Origin of the sequence: Pseudomonas sp. MCal1, from assembly GCF_026341415.1 — a bacterium.
In the GTDB taxonomy this organism is placed as follows: domain Bacteria; phylum Pseudomonadota; class Gammaproteobacteria; order Pseudomonadales; family Pseudomonadaceae; genus Aquipseudomonas.
Map to the genome: position 1 here is coordinate 316,862 of NZ_JAKUMP010000002.1, position 18,903 is coordinate 335,764.

Consider the following 18,903-nt stretch of genomic DNA (forward strand, 5'->3'; position numbering starts at 1 on the left):
GATACCCGGTGCAGCTACGCAAGGCTGCGTCCAGCGGACATTCCGCGGTGAGTCTTGCACGCAAGGCTCACGACGGGCCGTACCGCCGTGGTTTCTTATTGTGTGTCTTAACGCTTCTTGCGGTTGGCAATGTGGATGGCGCCGCCATTCACTGCCAAAGCTGCTTCGTGCAAGGCTTCAGACAGGGTCGGATGGGAGAAAACCATCATGCCCAGGTCTTCAGCGCTGGTGCCGAATTCCATACCGATCGCGCCCTGCTGAACCAGTTCTGCAGCGCTCGGGCCAATCACGTGCACGCCCAATACGCGGTCAGTCTTGGCATCGGCGATGACCTTGACGAAACCACCGGTATCGTTGGCGGCCATGGCACGGCCGGATGCTGCGAACGGGAAGGTGCCGACGTTAACTTCAACGCCTTCAGCTTTCAAGGCCTGCTCGGTTTTACCGACCCATGCGATTTCCGGGTGAGTATAAATAACCGAAGGGATCAGGTCATAGTTCATCTGGGCCTTGTGGCCCTTGATGCGCTCGACAACCATGATGCCCTCTTCCGAGGCCTTGTGCGCCAGCATCATGCCGCGAACCACGTCACCGATCGCGTAAACGCCCGGTACGGTGGTAGCGCAGTGATCGTCAACATGCACGAAACCGCGCTCGTCCAGGGTCACACCGCTGTCGGCAGCCAGCAGATCAGTGGTCACCGGACGACGACCGACGGCTACGATCAGCTTGTCGAAAGTGATGGTCTGTTCGCCGTTGGCATCGGTGTAGTTCACAACGACTTCGTCGCCGTTCACTTTGGAACCGGTCACGCGAGCGCCCAGCTTGATGTCCAGACCCTGTTTGGTCAGGGTTTTCAGCGCTTCCTTGGAAACAGCGGTGTCCGCTGCCATCAGGAAGGTGTCCAGCGCTTCCAGGACAGTCACTTCTGCACCCAGACGCGACCAGACCGAACCCAGTTCCAGACCGATCACGCCAGCGCCGATTACGCCCAGACGCTTCGGTACGGTTTGGAATTCCAGAGCGCCAGTCGAATCAACGATGACTTTCTGATCGACCGGAGCCGGTGGAATGTCGATCGGACGCGAACCTGGAGCCAGGATGACGTTTTCGGCTTCAATGACTTCAACCGAGCCGTCCGGCTTGGTGACTTCGACTTTCTTGCCAGCCAGCAGCTTGCCGTGGCCCTGGATCGAAGTAACGCCGTTGGCCTTGAACAGGGTGGCAACGCCGCCGGTCAGGTTCTTGACGATGCCGGCCTTGCGGCCAACCATCGCAGCGACGTCCATTTTGACTTCGCCGGTCGAGATACCGTGGACGTTGAAGCTTTCTTTCGCTTCCTTGTATTTCCAGGAGCTGTCCAGCAGCGCCTTGGAAGGAATGCAGCCTACGTTCAGGCAGGTGCCGCCCAGGGCTTGCTTGCCTTCAGCATCGGTGTACTTCTCGATGCAGGCAGTGCTCAGGCCGAGTTGCGCGGCCTTGATAGCTGCCACGTAGCCGCCAGGGCCAGCACCGATCACTACTACGTCAAATTTCTGCGACATTCAAAAAATCCTCTTTAGCGAAAAGCTTCAAGCCGCGCGCTGCAAGCCAGGCTGCGTTATCCCGCAGCTTGAAGCTTGCAGCGCGCGACTGCTTCTATCAGATATCCAGCAACAGACGAGCCGGATCTTCCAGCAGGTTCTTGATGGTCACCAGGAAGGTTACAGCTTCTTTGCCATCGATCAGACGGTGATCGTAGGACAGTGCCAGGTACATCATCGGACGGATCACGACCTGACCGTTGATGGCCATCGGACGCTGGATGATGTTGTGCATGCCCAGAATCGCTGCCTGCGGCGGGTTGACGATCGGGGTCGACATCATCGAACCGAAGGTACCACCGTTGGTGATGGTGAAAGTACCGCCGGTCATTTCGTCCATCGACAGTTTGCCGTCACGGGCTTTCTTGCCGAAAGTGGCGATGCCGCCTTCGATTTCAGCCAGGCTCATGTGTTCGGCGTTACGCAGAACCGGAACCACCAGGCCACGGTCGCTGGAAACAGCAACGCCGATGTCGGCATAACCGTGGTAAACGATGTCGTTGCCATCGATCGAGGCGTTGACCGCCGGGAAGCGCTTCAGCGCTTCGGTGGCAGCCTTCACGAAGAACGACATGAAGCCCAGGCGTACGCCGTTGTGGGACTTCTCGAACAGGTCCTTGTACTTCGAACGCAGGGCCATGACTTCGGTCATGTCGACTTCGTTGAAAGTGGTCAGCATCGCCATGTTCGATTGAGCTTCAACCAGACGCTTGGCAACGGTGGCACGCACGCGGGTCATCGGAACGCGCTTCTCGATGCGGTCGCCAGCGGCGAACACAGGAGCGGCGGCGGCCGGAGCAGCAGCCTTGGCAGGCGCGGCAGCCGGAGCGGCTTTCTTGGCAGCAACGGCTGCAACCACGTCTTCCTTGGTCACGCGACCGCCCTTGCCGGTGCCGGCAACGGAAGCGATGTTGATGCCGTTCTCTTCAGCCAGCTTGCGTGCGGCAGGAGCAGCGATCGGGTCGTCTTCGCCATCGGCGGCCGGAGCAGCGGTAGCGGCAGCAGCGGCCGGAGCAGCAGCGGCAGCCGGAGCGGCGGCAGCAGCGCCGCCTTCAACGATGGAGCCCAGGACTTCGTCGGACAGGACGGTTTCGCCCTCGCCCTTGACGATTGCGCCCAGCACGCCGTCGGCGGTAGCCAGCACTTCCAGTACGACTTTGTCGGTTTCGATGTCGACGATCAGTTCGTCACGCTTGACGGCGTCGCCCGGTTGTTTGTGCCAGGTGGCAACGGTGCCATCGGCAACCGATTCCGGGAAAGTGGGGGCTTTGATCTCGATAGCCATTATCTGTGGTTCCTTAAATTCGGTTTCAGGTGCGCGAAGGCGTTAAACGGTAAACGCGTCTTGCAGCAGTTGTTCCTGCTGCTCGGCGTGCATCGATGCGTAACCACATGCTGGTGCAGCAGAAGCCTCACGGCCCGCGTACTCGAGTACGAGAGATTTGTTGAGGTTGCTGATGCTGCGACGCAGGTGGTGCTGACTGCAGTACCAGGCGCCCTGGTTCATCGGCTCTTCCTGACACCACACGGCCGCTTTGGCATTGGTGTAAGGAGCCAGGACTTCTTTCAAGTCGTCCTCAGGGAACGGATACAGCTGCTCGATACGCACGATGGCGATATCTTCGCGGCCTTCGGCACGACGTTTTTCCAGCAGGTCGTAGTAGACCTTGCCGCTGCACAGAACAACGCGCTCGACCTTTTTCGGGTCCAGGGCATCGATTTCCGGGATAACGGTCTGGAACGAACCTTCGGCCAGATCTTCCAGGGTCGAGATGGCCAGTTTGTGGCGCAGCAGCGACTTTGGAGTCAGAACGACCAATGGCTTGCGCAGCGGGCGAATCACCTGACGACGCAGCAAGTGGTAGATCTGGGCCGGGGTGGTCGGCATGCACACCTGAATGTTGTGCTCGGCGCACAACTGCAGGTAACGCTCAAGACGCGCCGAGCTGTGCTCAGGGCCCTGACCTTCATAACCGTGTGGCAGCAACATGGTCAGACCGCAGAGACGGCCCCACTTGTGTTCACCGCTGGTGATGAACTGGTCGATCACGACCTGCGCACCGTTGGCGAAGTCGCCGAACTGGGCTTCCCAGATCACCAGCGCGTTCGGCGTGGTGGTCGAGTAACCGTATTCGAACGCCAGTACGGCTTCTTCCGACAGGAACGAGTCGTACAGTTCGAAACGCGGCTGACCTTCGAACAGATGCTTCAACGGCACGTAGGTACCGGCATCTTTCTGGTTGTGCAGCACAGCGTGACGGTGCGAGAACGTACCGCGGCCGATGTCCTGACCGGTCATGCGGATCGGGTGCCCTTCGAACGCCAGGGTCGCGTACGCCATGGTTTCGGCATAACCCCAGTTGATCGGCAGGCCGCCGGCTTGCATCTTCTGACGGTCTTCGTAGATCTTCGCGACCTGACGCTGAACCACGAAGCCTTCCGGAATTTCCAGCAGCTTGGCAGACAGTTCCTGCAGGGTCTTCAGATCGAAGCGTGTGTCGTGACGCGCAGTCCAGGTGTGGCCCAGATACGGACGCCAGTCCACGAACAGCTCTTTGTTCGGCTCCTTGACCAGCGACTTCACCACGTGCAGACCGTTGTCCAGCGCGTTGCGGTATTCGTCGACTTTCGCCTGAACACGCTCTGCATCCAATACACCGGCCTGGGTCAGACGATCAGCGTACAGCTCACGGGTGGTGCGCTGCTTGGTGATCTGCTGATACATCAGAGGCTGGGTGCCGCTTGGCTCGTCGGCCTCGTTGTGGCCGCGACGACGGTAGCAGACCAGGTCGATCACCACGTCACGCTTGAACTGCATGCGGTAGTCGATGGCCAGCTGGGTCACGAACAATACGGCTTCCGGATCATCACCATTCACATGGAGGATCGGCGCCTGGATCATTTTCGCAACGTCGGTCGCGTACTCGGTGGAGCGCGAGTCCAGCGGGTTGCTGATGGTGAAACCAACCTGGTTGTTGATCACGATGTGCACGGTACCGCCGGTCTTGAAACCGCGGGTCTGCGACATCTGGAAGGTTTCCATCACCACGCCCTGACCGGCGAATGCCGCGTCACCGTGGATGGAGATCGGCAGAACCTTCTCACCGGTAGGGTCGTTGCGACGATCCTGACGGGCGCGAACCGAACCCTCGACCACCGGGGAAACGATTTCCAGGTGGGACGGGTTGAACGCCATGGCCAGGTGAACTTCACCGCCGGTGGTCATTACGTTGGACGAGAAGCCCTGGTGGTATTTAACGTCACCGGAACCCAGCTCGACCTTCTTCTTGCCTTCGAACTCATCGAACAGCTCGCGCGGGTTCTTGCCGAAGGTGTTGACCAGTACGTTCAGACGGCCACGGTGGGCCATGCCGATGACGACTTCCTTGGTGCCGTAGGAACCGGAACGCTGGATCAGTTCGTCGAGCATCGGAATCAGGCTTTCGCCGCCTTCCAGACCGAAACGCTTGGTGCCCGGGTATTTGGTACCCAGGTATTTTTCCAGACCTTCACCGGCCGTCACACGCTCGAGCAGGTGGCTCTTGATGTCGGCGGAGTATTCCGGACGGCCGCGTACGCTTTCCAGACGCTGCTGGAACCACTGGCGCTGCTCGGAATCGGTGATGTGCGTAAATTCAGCGCCGATGGTGCGGCAATATGTCTGCTGCAACGCTTCGTGAATTTCGCGTAGGCTCGCTTCCTCTTTGCCGATGAACAGGTCGCCGGCACGGAAGGTCGTATCAAGATCGGCATTGGTCAAGCCGTAGTGATTGATCGACAGGTCTGCAGGTGCAGGACGCTGCCACAGTCCCAGCGGGTCAAGCTGGGCTGCCTGGTGGCCACGCATACGGTAGGCCTGGATCAATCGCAGCACTTCAACTTGCTTCTTCTCGTGCTCAGTGCTCACGCTACCGGCGGAAACCGGCTGGGCGCGGCGCTGGTTCTTTGCCAGCAGCACGAAATGATCGCGAATCGTGGAGTGCGAAACATCGGTGGAGGAGTTGCCGTCGGCAGGCAACTTCTGGAAGTAGTTGCGCCACTCTTCTGGCACAGCGTTAGGGTCGTGCAGGTAGAGCTCATAAAGCTCTTCCACATAGGCAGCGTTACCTCCGGAAAGGTAGGCGCTGTTCCACATGCGCTGCATCACGCTTTCTTGCATGCTTGGTCACCCTCGGTTAGGGGAACACCACCGGTGTCGACACCGAGCAAGCTTGCAGAAGTCCGAATGCAGCGACCAAAACAAGCCACTTAGGATCACACTGATAGTCCGGGTACCAGCCCGGATGCCCCTGCTTGTCTCATTTCTTCAAAATAAGAGCCGCAGCTTATGGCTGCTGCTCTGGTTATAGCCATGGCGCGGGTTGAAGCCCGCGCCTAAGCCTTCTTCGGGTACAGCGGTTACAGCAGCTGAATCACACGCCGCTCGAAAGCAACATGTTACGGATGTGACCGATGGCCTTAGTCGGGTTCAGGCCTTTCGGACATACGTTGACGCAGTTCATGATGCCCCGGCAGCGGAAGACGCTGAACGGGTCATCGAGGGACGCCAGACGCTCGGACGTCTTGGTGTCACGGCTGTCTGCCAGGAAGCGGTACGCTTGCAGCAGGGCAGCCGGACCCAGGAACTTGTCCGGGTTCCACCAGAAGGACGGGCAAGAGGTCGAGCAGCAAGCGCACAGGATGCACTCGTACAGACCGTCGAGCTTTTCACGCTCTTCAGGGGACTGCAGACGCTCGATGGCCGGAGCCGGCGTGTCGTTCTGCAGGAATGGCTTAACCTTCTCGTATTGCTTGTAGAAGATGCTCATATCGACAACCAGGTCACGGATAACCGGCAAACCTGGCAGCGGACGAATGACCAGCTTGTTACCTTTCACGACAGCGGACAGCGGCGTGATGCACGCCAGGCCGTTCTTGCCGTTGATGTTCATGCCGTCGGAGCCGCAGACGCCTTCACGGCAGGAGCGACGATAGGAGAAACCTTCGTCCTGTTCCTTGATGAGGGCCAGCACGTCCAGCACCATCAGGTCTTTACCACCGGTATCGACCTGGAATTCCTGCATGAACGGCGCAGCGTCCTGATCAGGGTTGTAACGATAAACACTGACTTTCAACATGGCGGTCACCCTTAATAAGTCCGGACTTTAGGTTCGAAAGTCGGAACAGTCTTCGGCGAGAAGTTCACGGCACGCTTGGCGACACGTTTCTCACCCGGGAAGTACAGGGTGTGGCACAGCCAGTTTTCGTCGTCACGGTCTTCGAAGTCTTCACGGGCGTGAGCACCACGGGACTCTTTACGTACTTCGGCAGCGATGGCGGTAGCTTCAGCCACTTCCAGCAGGTTTTGCAGTTCCAGCGCTTCGATACGTGCAGTGTTGAACGCCTGCGACTTATCGTTGATCTTCACGTTGGCAATGCGCTTGCGCAGATCTGCCAGCTGGGCAATACCCTTCTGCATGTATTCGCCGGTACGGAATACACCGAAGTAGTTCTGCATGCAGCTTTGCAGCTCGCGACGCAGGGTAGCGACGTCTTCGCCGTCGGTACGGTTGTTCAGGGCGTTCAGACGCGCCAGGGCAGCTTCGATGTCGGCTTCGGTAGCGTCGTCATATTCGATGCCGTCGGTCAGCGCCTTCTCCAGGTGCAGGCCGGCAGCGCGGCCGAATACCACCAGGTCGAGCAGCGAGTTGCCGCCCAGACGGTTGGCACCGTGAACCGATACGCAAGCCACTTCACCGACTGCGAACAGACCAGGAATGATCTGATCCACGCCTTCGGCGTCCTGAGTGATCGCCTGGCCGTGAATGTTGGTGGCAACGCCGCCCATCATGTAGTGGCAAGTCGGAACAACCGGAACCGGAGCAACCACCGGATCAACGTGTGCGAAAGTCTTCGACAGTTCGCAGATGCCTGGCAGACGGCTGTGCAGCACTTCCTCGCCCAGGTGGTCGAGTTTGAGCATTACGTGGTCGCCATTCGGACCGCAACCATTGCCGGCGATGATTTCTTTAACCATCGAACGCGCAACCACGTCACGACCGGCAAGGTCTTTGGCGTTCGGAGCATAACGCTCCATGAAACGCTCGCCGTGCTTGTTGATCAGGTAACCACCTTCACCACGGCAACCTTCGGTAACCAGTACACCGGCGCCGGCGATGCCGGTCGGGTGGAACTGCCACATTTCGATGTCTTGTACCGGCACGCCGGCACGCAGAGCCATGCCGACGCCGTCACCGGTGTTGATCAGGGCGTTGGTGGTGGAGGCATAGATACGACCTGCACCGCCGGTAGCCAGTACGGTGGCTTTGGCGCGGATGTAGGTGGTTTCGCCGGTTTCGATGCAGATTGCGATCACACCGACGAATTCGCCTTCCTGGTTTTTCACCAGGTCGACTGCGTAGTACTCGTTCAGGAACGTGGTACCGGCTTTCAGGTTGCCCTGATAAAGAGTGTGCAGCAGCGCGTGACCGGTACGGTCGGAAGCGGCGCAGGTACGGGCAGCCTGCCCGCCTTTGCCGTAATCCTTCGACTGACCGCCGAATGGACGCTGGTAGATACGGCCGGTTTCGGTACGCGAGAACGGCAGACCCATGTGGTCCAGCTCGAAAACGGCAGCCGGGCCTTCCTGACACATGTATTCGATAGCGTCCTGGTCACCGATGTAGTCGGAACCCTTGACGGTATCGTACATGTGCCAGCGCCAGTCATCGTTCGGGTCGGCCGATGCGATGGCGCAGGTGATGCCGCCCTGTGCGGACACAGTGTGCGAGCGGGTCGGGAAAACCTTGGTGATCACGGCAGTCTTGTGACCACCCTGTGCCAGTTGCAGCGCAGCGCGCATGCCGGCACCGCCGCCACCAATAATGATGGCGTCGAAAGAAATCGTTGGAATGTTAGCCATGAATCAGATACCCCAGAGAATCTGCACACCCCAGACGAAGTAAGCGAACATCGCGACGCCGCATACTGCCTGGAAAAGGAAACGTACTGCAGTCGCGGACTTGCCCAGCGCCATTGGCGTCAGGTAGTCGGTCGCGATGGTCCACATGCCGACCCAGGCGTGAGCGCCCAGGGCAACCAGTGCCAGCAGACTGAAGATACGCATTCCGTTGTGGGCGAACAGGCCGTGCCATTGGTCGTAGCCAATGCCCGGGTTCGCGGCGAGGTAGCCGATCAGGAAAATGAAATAAGCCGCGAGAACGACCGCAGACACACGTTGTGCCATCCAGTCATAGAGGCCCGAACGCGAAAGGTTTGTAACGCTGGTTACCATATCCAAACTCCTGCCAGAACGATCAGCACCACGGAAACGGCGATGATCAGTTTCGAGCCCAGGCGGCCGCCTTCCAGCGTCTCACCGATGCCCATGTCCATGATCAAGTGGCGCACACCGGCAACCAGGTGATACAGAAGAGCGGACAGGAGGCCCCATGCTACGAACTTGGCCAGCGGGCTGGTCAAGCATGCCTTCACCTCGACATAACCTTCCTCGGAACCCAGGGATTTGCCCAATGCATAAAGCATGATGCCGAGGCCCAGGAAGAGGATGATGCCGGAAACACGGTGAAGAAACGACGTAACGCCGGTGATGGGGAGTTTGATGGTCCTTAGGTCTAGGTTTACAGGTCGTTGGCTTTTCACGGCTTTTTTTTCACACTGAAGAGCCCCTAACAATCAGGGCAAAGTTGTTGGGGAGTGCACTGGTCAGGTAACCACCACCCAGGGATGCGACCCCCAATGAAAGCGAGCCCAAAAGCCCTTGGCGGTCGGTCGCCGAGTATAGACAGTTAGGCTACTAATGACAACGCAATCGCCTACCCCCAATAGCGGATTGCACAAGTCGTATAAAAGGCGTAAATGGCAGGCAATTTCGAGGAAAAAGTACGGTTAAAGCCTTCTGGAGCAAGACTTTAGGCAAATTGACATTCGAATTTATCTCACTATAGTGGTGCGGGCCCTGCGTGGGGGGTCTGTCTGATGATTTCAAGCATAAATAGGAGGCCACATGGCTGACAAAAAAGCGCAGTTGATCATCGAGGGCGCAGCCCCCGTCGAGCTGCCCATTTTAACCGGCACCGTTGGTCCCGATGTTATCGATGTTCGGGGCCTGACGGCCACGGGCCGCTTCACTTTCGACCCCGGTTTCATGTCGACCGCTTCCTGCGAATCGAAGATTACCTATATCGACGGCGACAACGGCATCCTGCTGCACCGCGGCTACCCGATCGAACAGCTGGCTGAAAAGTCGGACTACCTGGAAACCTGCTACCTGCTGCTGAACGGCGAACTGCCAACTGCAGAGCAAAAGGCCCAGTTCGTCGGCACCGTAAAGAACCACACCATGGTTCACGAGCAGCTGAAAACCTTCTTCAACGGCTTCCGCCGTGACGCCCACCCGATGGCCGTCATGTGTGGTGTAGTCGGCGCCCTCTCGGCCTTTTACCACGACTCCCTCGACATCAATAACCCGCAGCATCGCGAAATCTCCGCGATCCGCCTGGTTGCCAAGATGCCGACCCTGGCCGCGATGGTTTACAAGTACTCCATGGGTCAACCCATGATGTACCCGCGCAACGACCTGTCGTACGCGGAAAACTTCCTGCACATGATGTTCAACACCCCGTGCGAGATCAAACCGATCAGCCCGGTACTCGCCAAGGCCATGGACCGGATCTTCATCCTCCACGCCGACCACGAGCAGAACGCATCGACCTCCACCGTGCGTCTGGCGGGCTCCTCGGGTGCCAACCCGTTCGCCTGTATTGCCGCCGGTATCGCCGCACTGTGGGGCCCTGCCCACGGCGGTGCGAACGAAGCCGTGCTGACCATGCTCGATGAAATCGGCGATGTTTCGAACATCGACAAGTTCATCGCCAAGGCCAAGGACAAGAACGATCCGTTCAAGCTGATGGGCTTCGGTCACCGCGTCTACAAGAACCGCGACCCTCGCGCGACTGTAATGAAGCAGACCTGCGACGAAGTGCTGAAGGAACTGGGCATCCAGAACGATCCGCAACTCGAACTGGCCATGCGCCTGGAAGAGATCGCGCTGACCGACCCGTACTTCATCGAGCGCTCGCTGTATCCGAACGTCGACTTCTACTCGGGGATCATCCTCAAGGCGATCGGCATTCCGACCAGCATGTTCACCGTGATTTTCGCCCTGGCACGTACTGTCGGCTGGATCTCGCACTGGAAGGAAATGCTCTCCAGCCCGTACAAGATTGGCCGTCCGCGCCAGCTTTACACTGGCTACGAGTCGCGGGACATCACCAAGCTGGAAGACCGCAAATAAGAGCTGTCTAGCGATAGCGTCTTAGCGCTGTACCGGGAACGGCCTCCATCAGAATGGGGGCCGTTTTTTTGTTTGGGGCATTTCAGTGGCCTTTGGGCCGACTGGTTTATTGTTGATTGGGTACATAACCTTTTCTTCGGGTGCCACCGCTGGTGCCCATTACCGCAGCAACGGATATCCCACCCCAAAGAAAGTCCGATAACCGCCCACAAAAAAATGCCCCAATCTCTCGACCAGGGCATTTTCATTCAACTCAACCTACACAAGATCCTCAGTGCGATACCGCCCCACTCGCCCCCAACCCGGTCTGCGAACGCACAAACTGCGGGAAGAACAGCGCCCGCTCGTTCTCGGCCTCAGCCGACTTGTCGGTGATCGAGAAGAACCAGATCCCGATGAACGCAATGATCATCGAAAACAGCGCCGGATACTCGTAAGGGAAAATCGCCTTCTCGTGATGCAGGATCTGCACCCAGATGGTCGGGCCAAGAATCATCAGCCCCACCGCGCTCACCAGCCCCAGCCAGCCACCAATCATGGCGCCACGAGTGGTCAGCTTCTTCCAGTACATCGAAAGCAGCAGCACCGGGAAGTTGCAGCTTGCCGCGATGGAGAACGCCAGACCGACCATGAACGCGATGTTCTGGCTTTCGAACAGGATGCCCAGGCCGATGGCCAGAACGCCCAGCGCGATGGTGGTGATCTTCGAAACGCGAATCTCATCCTTCTCGTTGGCCTTGCCCTTCTTGATCACGCTGGCGTACAGGTCGTGAGACACCGCCGAAGCACCGGCCAAAGTCAGGCCGGCCACCACCGCCAGGATGGTCGCGAACGCCACCGCCGAGATGAAGCCGAGGAACACGCTGCCGCCCACGGCGTTCGCCAGGTGCACTGCCGCCATGTTGTTGCCGCCGAGCAGAGCGCCCGCCGCATCTTTAAAGGCCGGGTTGGTGCTGACCAGAAGGATCGCGCCGAAGCCAATGATGAAGGTCAGGATGTAGAAGTAGCCAATGAAACCGGTCGCGTACAGCACGCTTTTACGAGCTTCTTTCGCGTCGCTTACGGTGAAGAAGCGCATCAGGATGTGCGGCAGGCCGGCGGTACCGAACATCAGTGCCAGACCCAGGGAGAATGCCGAGATCGGGTCTTTTACCAGACCGCCCGGGCTCATGATCGCTTCGCCCTTGGCGTGAACCTTGATGGCTTCGGAGAACAGCGTGTTGAAATCGAAGTTGACATGCTTCATCACCATCAGCGCCATGAACGAGGCACCGGACAGCAACAGCACAGCCTTGATGATCTGCACCCAGGTGGTTGCCAGCATGCCGCCGAACAGCACGTACAGGCACATCAGGATACCGACCAGAATCACCGCAACGTGGTAGTCGAGACCGAACAGCAGCTGGATCAGCTTGCCGGCACCGACCATTTGCGCGATCAGGTAGAACGCCACCACCACCAGCGAACCGCAGGCAGACAGGGTGCGGATCTGGGTCTGCCCGAGGCGGTAGGACGCCACGTCGGCAAAGGTGTATTTACCCAGGTTGCGCAGACGCTCGGCGATCAGGAACAGAATGATCGGCCAGCCCACGAGGAAGCCGATCGAGTAGATCAGGCCGTCGTAGCCGGAGGTGAACACCAGCGCGGAAATACCCAGGAAGGACGCCGCCGACATGTAGTCACCGGCAATTGCCAGACCGTTCTGGAAACCGGTGATCTTGCCGCCCGCCGCATAGTAGTCGGCTGCCGAGTTGTTGCGTTTGGACGCCCAGTAAGTGATGCACAGGGTCGCACCAACGAACGCCACGAACATGACGATCGCGGAAACGTTGAGCGGTTGCTTGTGGACTTCGCCGGTCAGGGCGTCAGCGGCCCAGACGGCCGGAGCGAACGCTGCGATGCTCAAAAGAGCCAGTAGACGCCGGATCATTGCTGAGCCTCCTTGAGAATCGCGTTGTTCAGGTCGTCGAACTCGCCATTGGCGCGGCGCACGTAAATGCCGGTCAGGATGAAGGCCGAGACAATCAGTCCGACACCGATCGGGATGCCCCAGGTGATGGATGATTCGGCACTGATTTTCGTGCCGAGCACTTGCGGCCCGTACGCGATCAGAAGGATGAAGCCGGAGTAGAGCCCGAGCATGATCGCCGAGAGTATCCAGGCGAACCTTTCTCTTTTCTTGACCAGCTCCTTGAAGCGCGGGCTGTTCTGAATCGAGAGGTAAATGCTGTCGTTCATTGTTTTTATCCTCGCAGCACAGATTTTTATTTTTGGAACATATCCACTGTATGCGGCTGCGAGCCGGGTTCCAGACGACCTTAGTAGTAGAGCGCCATGACGTTTTTGCCAATTTCCAGACCAGCCGAAAACGGCCAACGCTGCCTATTAATAGAGGACCAACAAAAAAGGCCGCCCGACTGATATGTCGGACGGCCCTGGGAAGCGCAGATTAGACGCTTCGGCTTAAATCACTTGGTCCAGTCGGCAACACGCTCAGGGTGCTTGGCCACCCAGTCCTTGGCCGCTACGTCAGGTTTTGCACCGTCCTGAATCGCCAGCATGACTTCGCCGATTTCGTCTTTCGAAGCCCATTGGAAGTTTTTCAGGAACTTGGCCACTTCCGGCGCCTTGGTCGCCAGCTCCTTGCTGCCGATGCTGTTCACGGTTTCAGCCGCGCCATACACACCTTTCGGGTCGTCGAGGAAGCGCAGTTTCCACTTGGCGAACATCCAGTGCGGCACCCAGCCGGTGACGGCGATGGATTCGTTTTTCTTCTCGGCGCGGGTCAGCTCGGCAATCATGCCGGCGCCGGAACTGGCCTTGAGTTGATAGCCGGTCAGGTCGTAATCCTTGATCGCCTGATCAGTCTTGAGCATCACGCCTGAACCGGCGTCGATGCCGACGATGCGTTTCTTGAAGGAATCGTCGGTTTTCAGATCTTCGATGGTCTTGGCCTTGACGTACTCCGGCACGATCAGACCGATTTTCGCATCCTTGAAGTTCGGGCCGTAATCGACGACCTGATCCTTGTTCTTGGTCCAGTATTCGCCGTGGGTCACTGGCAGCCAGGCCGAGAGCATGGCGTCGAGTTTGCCGGTGGCGACACCCTGCCACATGATGCCGGTGGCGACGGCTTGCAGTTTCACGTCGTAGCCGAGCTTCTGCTTGATTACTTCGGCCGCCACGTGGGTGGTCGCGACGCTGTCGGACCAACCGTCAACGTAACCGATGTTCAGGGTCTGTTTTTCAGCGCTGGCGAAAGTGGAGCCCATCGCAAGCACCAGAGCGGCACCTGCGCCTAAAAGTCGTCGCATCTTCATCGTTACTTCCCCGAAATGCTGCGCCCGACGGATGCCGGGCATCGTCAACGTATTGTTATGGTGCACAGCGCCCCCATCACGCCCGACCGCAAACTCGTTAGAACATCAGCGGAGTACTGATGGCTCCGATCATCAACCCGACGCCCGATAAGACCTGCTCTGTCAGCGACCTCAAGGCAACGAGAAACGACATCAGAAAGCCATTAACTGCATTCGGATATTTGGCGCCAGACAATCCGCCCGAACTTTGCATGTCAAAATCGTGCGGGCCACCAACCTGCTCATAAATGCAGGTAACATGCGTCGCTTTGCAGCCACTCGGCCTGACCATGTCCGCGACCTCCCGCTTCCCCTTTCTTCCTTATCTGCTCGCCTGCCTGCTCGGGCTGTTTGCCCTGTGCGGCTTCTGGTACGGACTCGGCAAACCGGTGATCCTGCCGGACGTCACCACCCCGACCCACAAGCTGCAATGCGCCTCCTACACCCCGTTCGACAAGGACCAGTCGCCGTTCGACGTCCCGTTCAAACTGCGCCCGGAGCGCATGGACGCCGACCTCGCCCTGCTCGCCACCCGCTTCGAATGCATTCGCACCTACTCGATGACCGGCCTCGAAGCGCTGCCGGATCTGGCGCGCAAGCATGGCCTGAAGTTGATGATCGGCGCGTGGGTCAACAGCAACCCGGTGGACACCGAGAAGGAAGTCGACCTACTGATTGCCTCGGCCAATGCCAACCCGGACGTGGTCAGCGCCGTGATCGTCGGCAACGAAGCCCTGCTGCGCAAGGAAGTGACCGGCGCGCAACTGGCGAAGCTGATCAACAAGGTCAAGAGCCGCATCAAGCAACCAGTCACCTACGCGGATGTCTGGGAGTTCTGGCTCAAACACCCGGAAGTCGCGCCGGCGGTGGATTTTCTGACCATTCACTTGCTGCCGTACTGGGAAGACGATCCGTCGAACATTGACGTCGCGCTGCATCATGTAGCGCAAGTGCGTCAGGTATTCGGCAACAAGTTCGCACCCAAGGACGTGATGATCGGCGAAACCGGCTGGCCGAGTGAAGGCCGCCAGCGTGAGACCGCACTGCCGAGCCGGGTCAACGAAGCCAGGTTCATACGTGGTTTTGTCACCCTCGCCGAACAGGAAGGCTGGCGGTACAACCTGATAGAAGCGTTCGACCAGCCGTGGAAGCGCGGCAGCGAGGGTGCGGTCGGCGGTTATTGGGGACTGTTCGATGCTGATCGCCAGGACAAAGGCGTGCTGGCCGGGCCGGTGTCGAACGTGCCGTACTGGTCGCAGTGGCTGGCGGTCGGCGGGCTGATTTTCCTCGGAACATTGCTGCTGGGTGGCCGGGTTCGCACGACGCGCTCGGCGCTGATCCTGCCGTTGCTCGGCGCCCTCGCCGCCTGTTCGATTGGCGCCTGGGGTGATCTGGCGCGAGTGACCACGCGGTTTGCCAGCGAATGGCTGTGGGTCGGGTTACTGACGGCTCTGAATCTGTTGGTGCTGGCCCATGCCGCGCTGACCTTGAGCGCCCGCAGCGGCTGGCGTGAGCGGGCGTTCAACGCTTTTGAGCGACGGGCCGGCTGGCTGGTCGCAGCGGCCGGATTCGCCGCTGCGGTGATGATGCTGGAGCTGGTGTTCGATCCGCGCTACCGAAGCTTTCCGAGTGTGGCATTCATCCTGCCGACGCTGGTTTACCTGTGCCGCCCGGTAAATGTGGCCCGTCGGGAGATCGCCCTGCTGACCTTCATCATCGGCGCCGGCATTGCGCCGCAACTGTTCCGCGAAGGTTTGCAGAATCAGCAGGCGTGGGGCTGGGCGCTGGTCAGCGTGTTGATGGTGGCTGCGCTTTGGCGCTGCTTGCGGGTTCGCAAGAACTGATATTCAGGACTGCACGCAAATCCTGTCTCCAGCCTGGAGAACAGGATTTGCGCTCCCCCCCTCATGCACCAACTTATCCCGCTAACCTGAAAGCCCGCGACTAATGCATGTTTTGCGCTGCTCGACGCGGTACAGCAACGCTTTTGAACGTTTTCTTGGGTTGATAATTCTTCCAGGCCGGCAATGCAAAGAACTCTGCCTGCGGCACTTCTCTGTCAGCCACAAAAAATTTCACATTGTTTTTGACTTCAGGCGTGTCTTTTCGCCGATACACATATCTTATTTCAGAGGCCGTCACACTGGTTCCTGCTCCTGCCGTTTTTGCAACAATGTCATCCAGCGTCTCCATCAAGTTATCGATCGCAAAGAGGACTTTTTTATTTCGCCCGAAAATCTGGTACTCCAAACCTGCTTTACTTGAGCGACGCCACATCGGAACGTTTATTTCAAAGAAGTTGCCGGTGCCTTTTTCATCCTTTTGAAAATACCGATTGGTCATTGCAAACTCTTTGTAACCAATACCACGATCCACATCGACCAGCTCTGACTTGATCTGCTCGTTCGTTCTGTAAATACCCGCCGTAACCGTCGGGCCAAACGCAGCATCGGTCAGGTCATTCTGCTTCAGGACATTGCGTTTTTTCTCCCAAAGCACCCTCGTTAACCCGCCTCTCCACAAAGGCACTCTTGAAAATTCCTTGAACCCGACCTTTTCCAGGGCTTTCAGCGCAGCATCACGAGGTTCTCGCAGCCCGAACAGAATATCGCCCGCTGAAAAGCTGGCAACCAGACTCTCATAATTGCCCTGGCTACTTACATTGATATCAGTACCGGCAAACCCTGCGTCATCAAAAAAAGTAACCGGGTTATTACCAACCATACGGTACAAATTCAAACCATCCACCACACCGCCAGGATCCGGGCTGAGCCATTGGTGCCACCAAGGCACGTAATATCTCACTCCGTAGTAATACAGTCCTGTCAAGTCCCGTTCCTTGCCCGAAAAACGCCGGGTCTTGTCACTGGCTTTAATCTGGTCGCTGCCCGCCCACCAGACTGTGCGGCCAAAGGCAGAAAAAACTTCTTCACTGATAAGCGCGCCGGTCTCATCAAGTTCCAGGCAGCAAGAGCCAATCTGATCAGTCACTGCAAACCGGATAGTGACAGTGGCTTTACCTGACCGCGGATCTTTTCGGTTGAGCACACGGACATCGCACAGTTCTGCCTGCACGTTGATGACTTGCAGCAGGCTTGAACTGCTGGTTCGCACTTCCAGCGCTCCCAGATAACGAACCTCCTGGGGAATTGCCAAACGACCGCGCAGAGTCGTGCGAATTTTCCGCAGTCTCTGCCCGCCATGATCGTAAACGTATGCCTCATCATCGTTTGGCAAATCAGGGCGCACTACCGTCCCTACTCTGCACAATCGATTGCGCTCATCCCATTCCAGTTGCTGCCCCGGTAGCAGAATAAGCTTGTTGCCAGCCAAATCGTGCCCCTGTGCAATTTCAGCTTCCGTTGGTAAATCTCCATTTTCTTTTTGCACCAGTGCACGATTACTGTACTTCGAGACAACCATCTGCTGAGTGCGACTTCCAATCGCTGCGCTGATAACTTGCTTGATCAGATTTCCGCTGCAATCGTAATCAAACGACTCGGTGTAGTTTTCCAACTGCCCCGGATCCGCCGGGGACTGAAACGCAGGCAGGCTCGGGCCTGCACTCCCTCCAATCACCTGCCATCCAGTAGCACCGATGAGTTGGTAATTTGTGTCGTAACGGAACGTCCTGACAGGATCAATCTTCTGATTACCGAAGTAGCGAACGCGCAACGCGCGGTTTTCGATAGCGACCACGTTACCCACCGGGTCGTATCGGTAAACAAGGTGCTGCAGAGGCGAATGGCCCGGGATCCGTGATCTCAGCTCATACAGTCTTCCATCGACCGGAGAATAAGAGGCAGAACAGACCAGCCCATTGGCCAGAGTTTGCTGCTCGACTTTATTGAAAGCGTTGTACCGAATCTCGGTGACCACATCAGTTGACGTCCCGTCCTTTCCTACTTTCACTTTTATTCCGAGAGCCTGCCCATCCACTTGATAATTGAAGATGCGGGCATTGCTCTTGGCATCGATTTCGCTAAGCAGTTGAGACGTCGCGCTGTAACAAGAGCGGGTCGTTGCACCAGTGCCTGACTCATGGAGTAGATCGCGATCAATCTCTGAAGAAGGCCAATCCGGTGGTGCCACGATCTCTAGAAAGTGTTGAGTACTTTCGAGTAACTCGCCTTTGAGTGAATACGAGCGATGAAATTTTGTTCCGGCATTATCATCTTGCCGAATGAGTTGCCCGCATTGATTGCGCTCGGCAAACGACATTCCGCTGCCACCATACGAAAAATACGTACAGGTCCGTTCAGCCTGGCCGGGCACACGCACGGTTTCCTTTACAGGACGAATAAGCTCATCGTAAACCGTATGAAAATGCGTTGACCTGCTGTCCCAGCTATCGACGTTCTGGCCAGCAGGCCCTGACAATTGCACGCGACAGCCGATGTCGACGTTATCGGTCAGCAGTTCTTCCCCCGCGAGGTTGAATACCGTTCGCAGGCTTGCGGGGATATCGGGCTCCATATCGAGAAGCAGGAACAGACGAGGGTCATAGCGCTTGGTTGCACGCCTGGAAGCATCGTAGGCCTGATGGGTGACCCGTCGTTCAATGAGGTTCCCGACAGCAGCCCTGTAATAGGCGACATCACGCACCACCAAACCTCGTGGATCCGTCACGGTCATCACAGGCGTATGTGAATGCATCGCGGAATCT

14 protein-coding genes are annotated in these 18,903 nt (G+C 57.9%); 2 read left to right on the plus strand and 12 right to left on the minus strand.

Annotated elements, in window-relative coordinates:
* Positions 1-107: 107 nt before the first annotated feature.
* From lpdA to sdhC, 7 genes are all read right to left on the minus strand, one after another.
* Positions 108-1,544 carry a dihydrolipoyl dehydrogenase gene (gene lpdA, locus MKZ87_RS04720; RefSeq protein ID WP_085682946.1) on the minus strand — a complete coding sequence of 479 codons (1,437 nt, stop codon included), beginning with the start codon at positions 1,542-1,544 and terminating at the stop codon, positions 108-110.
* Between the two features lie 97 nt (positions 1,545-1,641).
* Positions 1,642-2,868 (minus strand): 2-oxoglutarate dehydrogenase complex dihydrolipoyllysine-residue succinyltransferase, encoded by a 1,227-nt coding sequence (odhB, locus tag MKZ87_RS04725; RefSeq protein WP_085699372.1) that lies wholly within the window; start codon positions 2,866-2,868, stop codon positions 1,642-1,644.
* A 42-nt stretch (positions 2,869-2,910) separates the two neighbouring features.
* On the minus strand, positions 2,911-5,742 hold the full coding sequence (locus tag MKZ87_RS04730) for a 2-oxoglutarate dehydrogenase E1 component (protein WP_085699374.1): 2,832 nt from the start codon (positions 5,740-5,742) through the stop codon (positions 2,911-2,913).
* A 253-nt stretch (positions 5,743-5,995) separates the two neighbouring features.
* Entirely contained in the window at positions 5,996-6,700 is a 705-nt protein-coding gene (locus MKZ87_RS04735; protein ID WP_065260469.1) for a succinate dehydrogenase iron-sulfur subunit, read from the minus strand.
* Between the two features lie 11 nt (positions 6,701-6,711).
* Entirely contained in the window at positions 6,712-8,484 is a 1,773-nt protein-coding gene (gene sdhA, locus MKZ87_RS04740; protein ID WP_085682949.1) for a succinate dehydrogenase flavoprotein subunit, read from the minus strand.
* 3 nt (positions 8,485-8,487) lie between these two features.
* Positions 8,488-8,856 carry a succinate dehydrogenase, hydrophobic membrane anchor protein gene (sdhD, locus tag MKZ87_RS04745; RefSeq protein ID WP_007977503.1) on the minus strand — a complete coding sequence of 123 codons (369 nt, stop codon included), beginning with the start codon at positions 8,854-8,856 and terminating at the stop codon, positions 8,488-8,490.
* On the minus strand, positions 8,850-9,224 hold the full coding sequence (gene sdhC / locus MKZ87_RS04750) for a succinate dehydrogenase, cytochrome b556 subunit (RefSeq protein ID WP_011333113.1): 375 nt from the start codon (positions 9,222-9,224) through the stop codon (positions 8,850-8,852). Before sdhC ends, sdhD begins: the two co-directional genes overlap by 7 nt.
* A gap of 364 nt (positions 9,225-9,588) precedes the next feature.
* Here sdhC and gltA point away from each other — a divergent pair, with 364 nt between their 5' ends.
* Entirely contained in the window at positions 9,589-10,878 is a 1,290-nt protein-coding gene (gene gltA, locus MKZ87_RS04755) for a citrate synthase (protein WP_007959044.1), read from the plus strand.
* 271 nt (positions 10,879-11,149) lie between these two features.
* Here gltA and MKZ87_RS04760 read toward each other — a convergent pair whose 3' ends face one another.
* From MKZ87_RS04760 to MKZ87_RS04775, 4 genes are all read right to left on the minus strand, one after another.
* Positions 11,150-12,808: a cation acetate symporter gene (locus tag MKZ87_RS04760; RefSeq protein ID WP_085699376.1), complete on the minus strand. Its 1,659-nt coding sequence runs from the start codon at positions 12,806-12,808 to the stop codon at positions 11,150-11,152.
* On the minus strand, positions 12,805-13,116 hold the full coding sequence (locus MKZ87_RS04765) for a DUF485 domain-containing protein (protein ID WP_085682951.1): 312 nt from the start codon (positions 13,114-13,116) through the stop codon (positions 12,805-12,807). The genes MKZ87_RS04760 and MKZ87_RS04765 overlap by 4 nt, the downstream gene beginning before the upstream one ends.
* Positions 13,117-13,346: 230 nt before the next feature.
* The gene (locus tag MKZ87_RS04770) at positions 13,347-14,198 is read right to left on the minus strand and encodes a glycine betaine ABC transporter substrate-binding protein (protein ID WP_234204724.1); all 852 of its coding nucleotides are present in this window, start codon (positions 14,196-14,198) and stop codon (positions 13,347-13,349) included.
* Between the two features lie 97 nt (positions 14,199-14,295).
* Positions 14,296-14,529 carry a hypothetical protein gene (locus tag MKZ87_RS04775; RefSeq protein ID WP_085699591.1) on the minus strand — a complete coding sequence of 78 codons (234 nt, stop codon included), beginning with the start codon at positions 14,527-14,529 and terminating at the stop codon, positions 14,296-14,298.
* Here MKZ87_RS04775 and MKZ87_RS04780 point away from each other — a divergent pair.
* Positions 14,486-16,081, plus strand: coding sequence for a beta (1-6) glucans synthase (locus tag MKZ87_RS04780; RefSeq protein ID WP_085703365.1), 1,596 nt, complete (start codon positions 14,486-14,488; stop codon positions 16,079-16,081). The two genes, MKZ87_RS04775 and MKZ87_RS04780, sit on opposite strands and share 44 nt — an antisense overlap.
* A 100-nt stretch (positions 16,082-16,181) precedes the next feature.
* Here MKZ87_RS04780 and MKZ87_RS04785 read toward each other — a convergent pair whose 3' ends face one another.
* The gene (locus tag MKZ87_RS04785) at positions 16,182-18,893 is read right to left on the minus strand and encodes an RHS repeat-associated core domain-containing protein (RefSeq protein WP_266200348.1); all 2,712 of its coding nucleotides are present in this window, start codon (positions 18,891-18,893) and stop codon (positions 16,182-16,184) included.
* Between the last annotated feature and the right edge of the window lie 10 nt (positions 18,894-18,903).

Coding starts and splice junctions, on each gene's coding strand:
- lpdA (WP_085682946.1), bottom strand. CDS start 1,544: ATGTCGCAGAAATTTGACGTAGTAGTGATCGGTGCTGGCCCTGGCGGC.
- odhB (WP_085699372.1), bottom strand. CDS start 2,868: ATGGCTATCGAGATCAAAGCCCCCACTTTCCCGGAATCGGTTGCCGAT.
- MKZ87_RS04730 (WP_085699374.1), bottom strand. CDS start 5,742: ATGCAAGAAAGCGTGATGCAGCGCATGTGGAACAGCGCCTACCTTTCC.
- MKZ87_RS04735 (WP_065260469.1), bottom strand. CDS start 6,700: ATGTTGAAAGTCAGTGTTTATCGTTACAACCCTGATCAGGACGCTGCG.
- sdhA (WP_085682949.1), bottom strand. CDS start 8,484: ATGGCTAACATTCCAACGATTTCTTTCGACGCCATCATTATTGGTGGC.
- sdhD (WP_007977503.1), bottom strand. CDS start 8,856: ATGGTAACCAGCGTTACAAACCTTTCGCGTTCGGGCCTCTATGACTGG.
- gltA (WP_007959044.1), top strand. CDS start 9,589: ATGGCTGACAAAAAAGCGCAGTTGATCATCGAGGGCGCAGCCCCCGTC.
- MKZ87_RS04760 (WP_085699376.1), bottom strand. CDS start 12,808: ATGATCCGGCGTCTACTGGCTCTTTTGAGCATCGCAGCGTTCGCTCCG.
- MKZ87_RS04765 (WP_085682951.1), bottom strand. CDS start 13,116: ATGAACGACAGCATTTACCTCTCGATTCAGAACAGCCCGCGCTTCAAG.
- MKZ87_RS04770 (WP_234204724.1), bottom strand. CDS start 14,198: ATGAAGATGCGACGACTTTTAGGCGCAGGTGCCGCTCTGGTGCTTGCG.
- MKZ87_RS04780 (WP_085703365.1), top strand. CDS start 14,486: ATGCAGGTAACATGCGTCGCTTTGCAGCCACTCGGCCTGACCATGTCC.
- MKZ87_RS04775 (WP_085699591.1), bottom strand. CDS start 14,529: ATGGTCAGGCCGAGTGGCTGCAAAGCGACGCATGTTACCTGCATTTAT.
- MKZ87_RS04785 (WP_266200348.1), bottom strand. CDS start 18,893: ATGCATTCACATACGCCTGTGATGACCGTGACGGATCCACGAGGTTTG.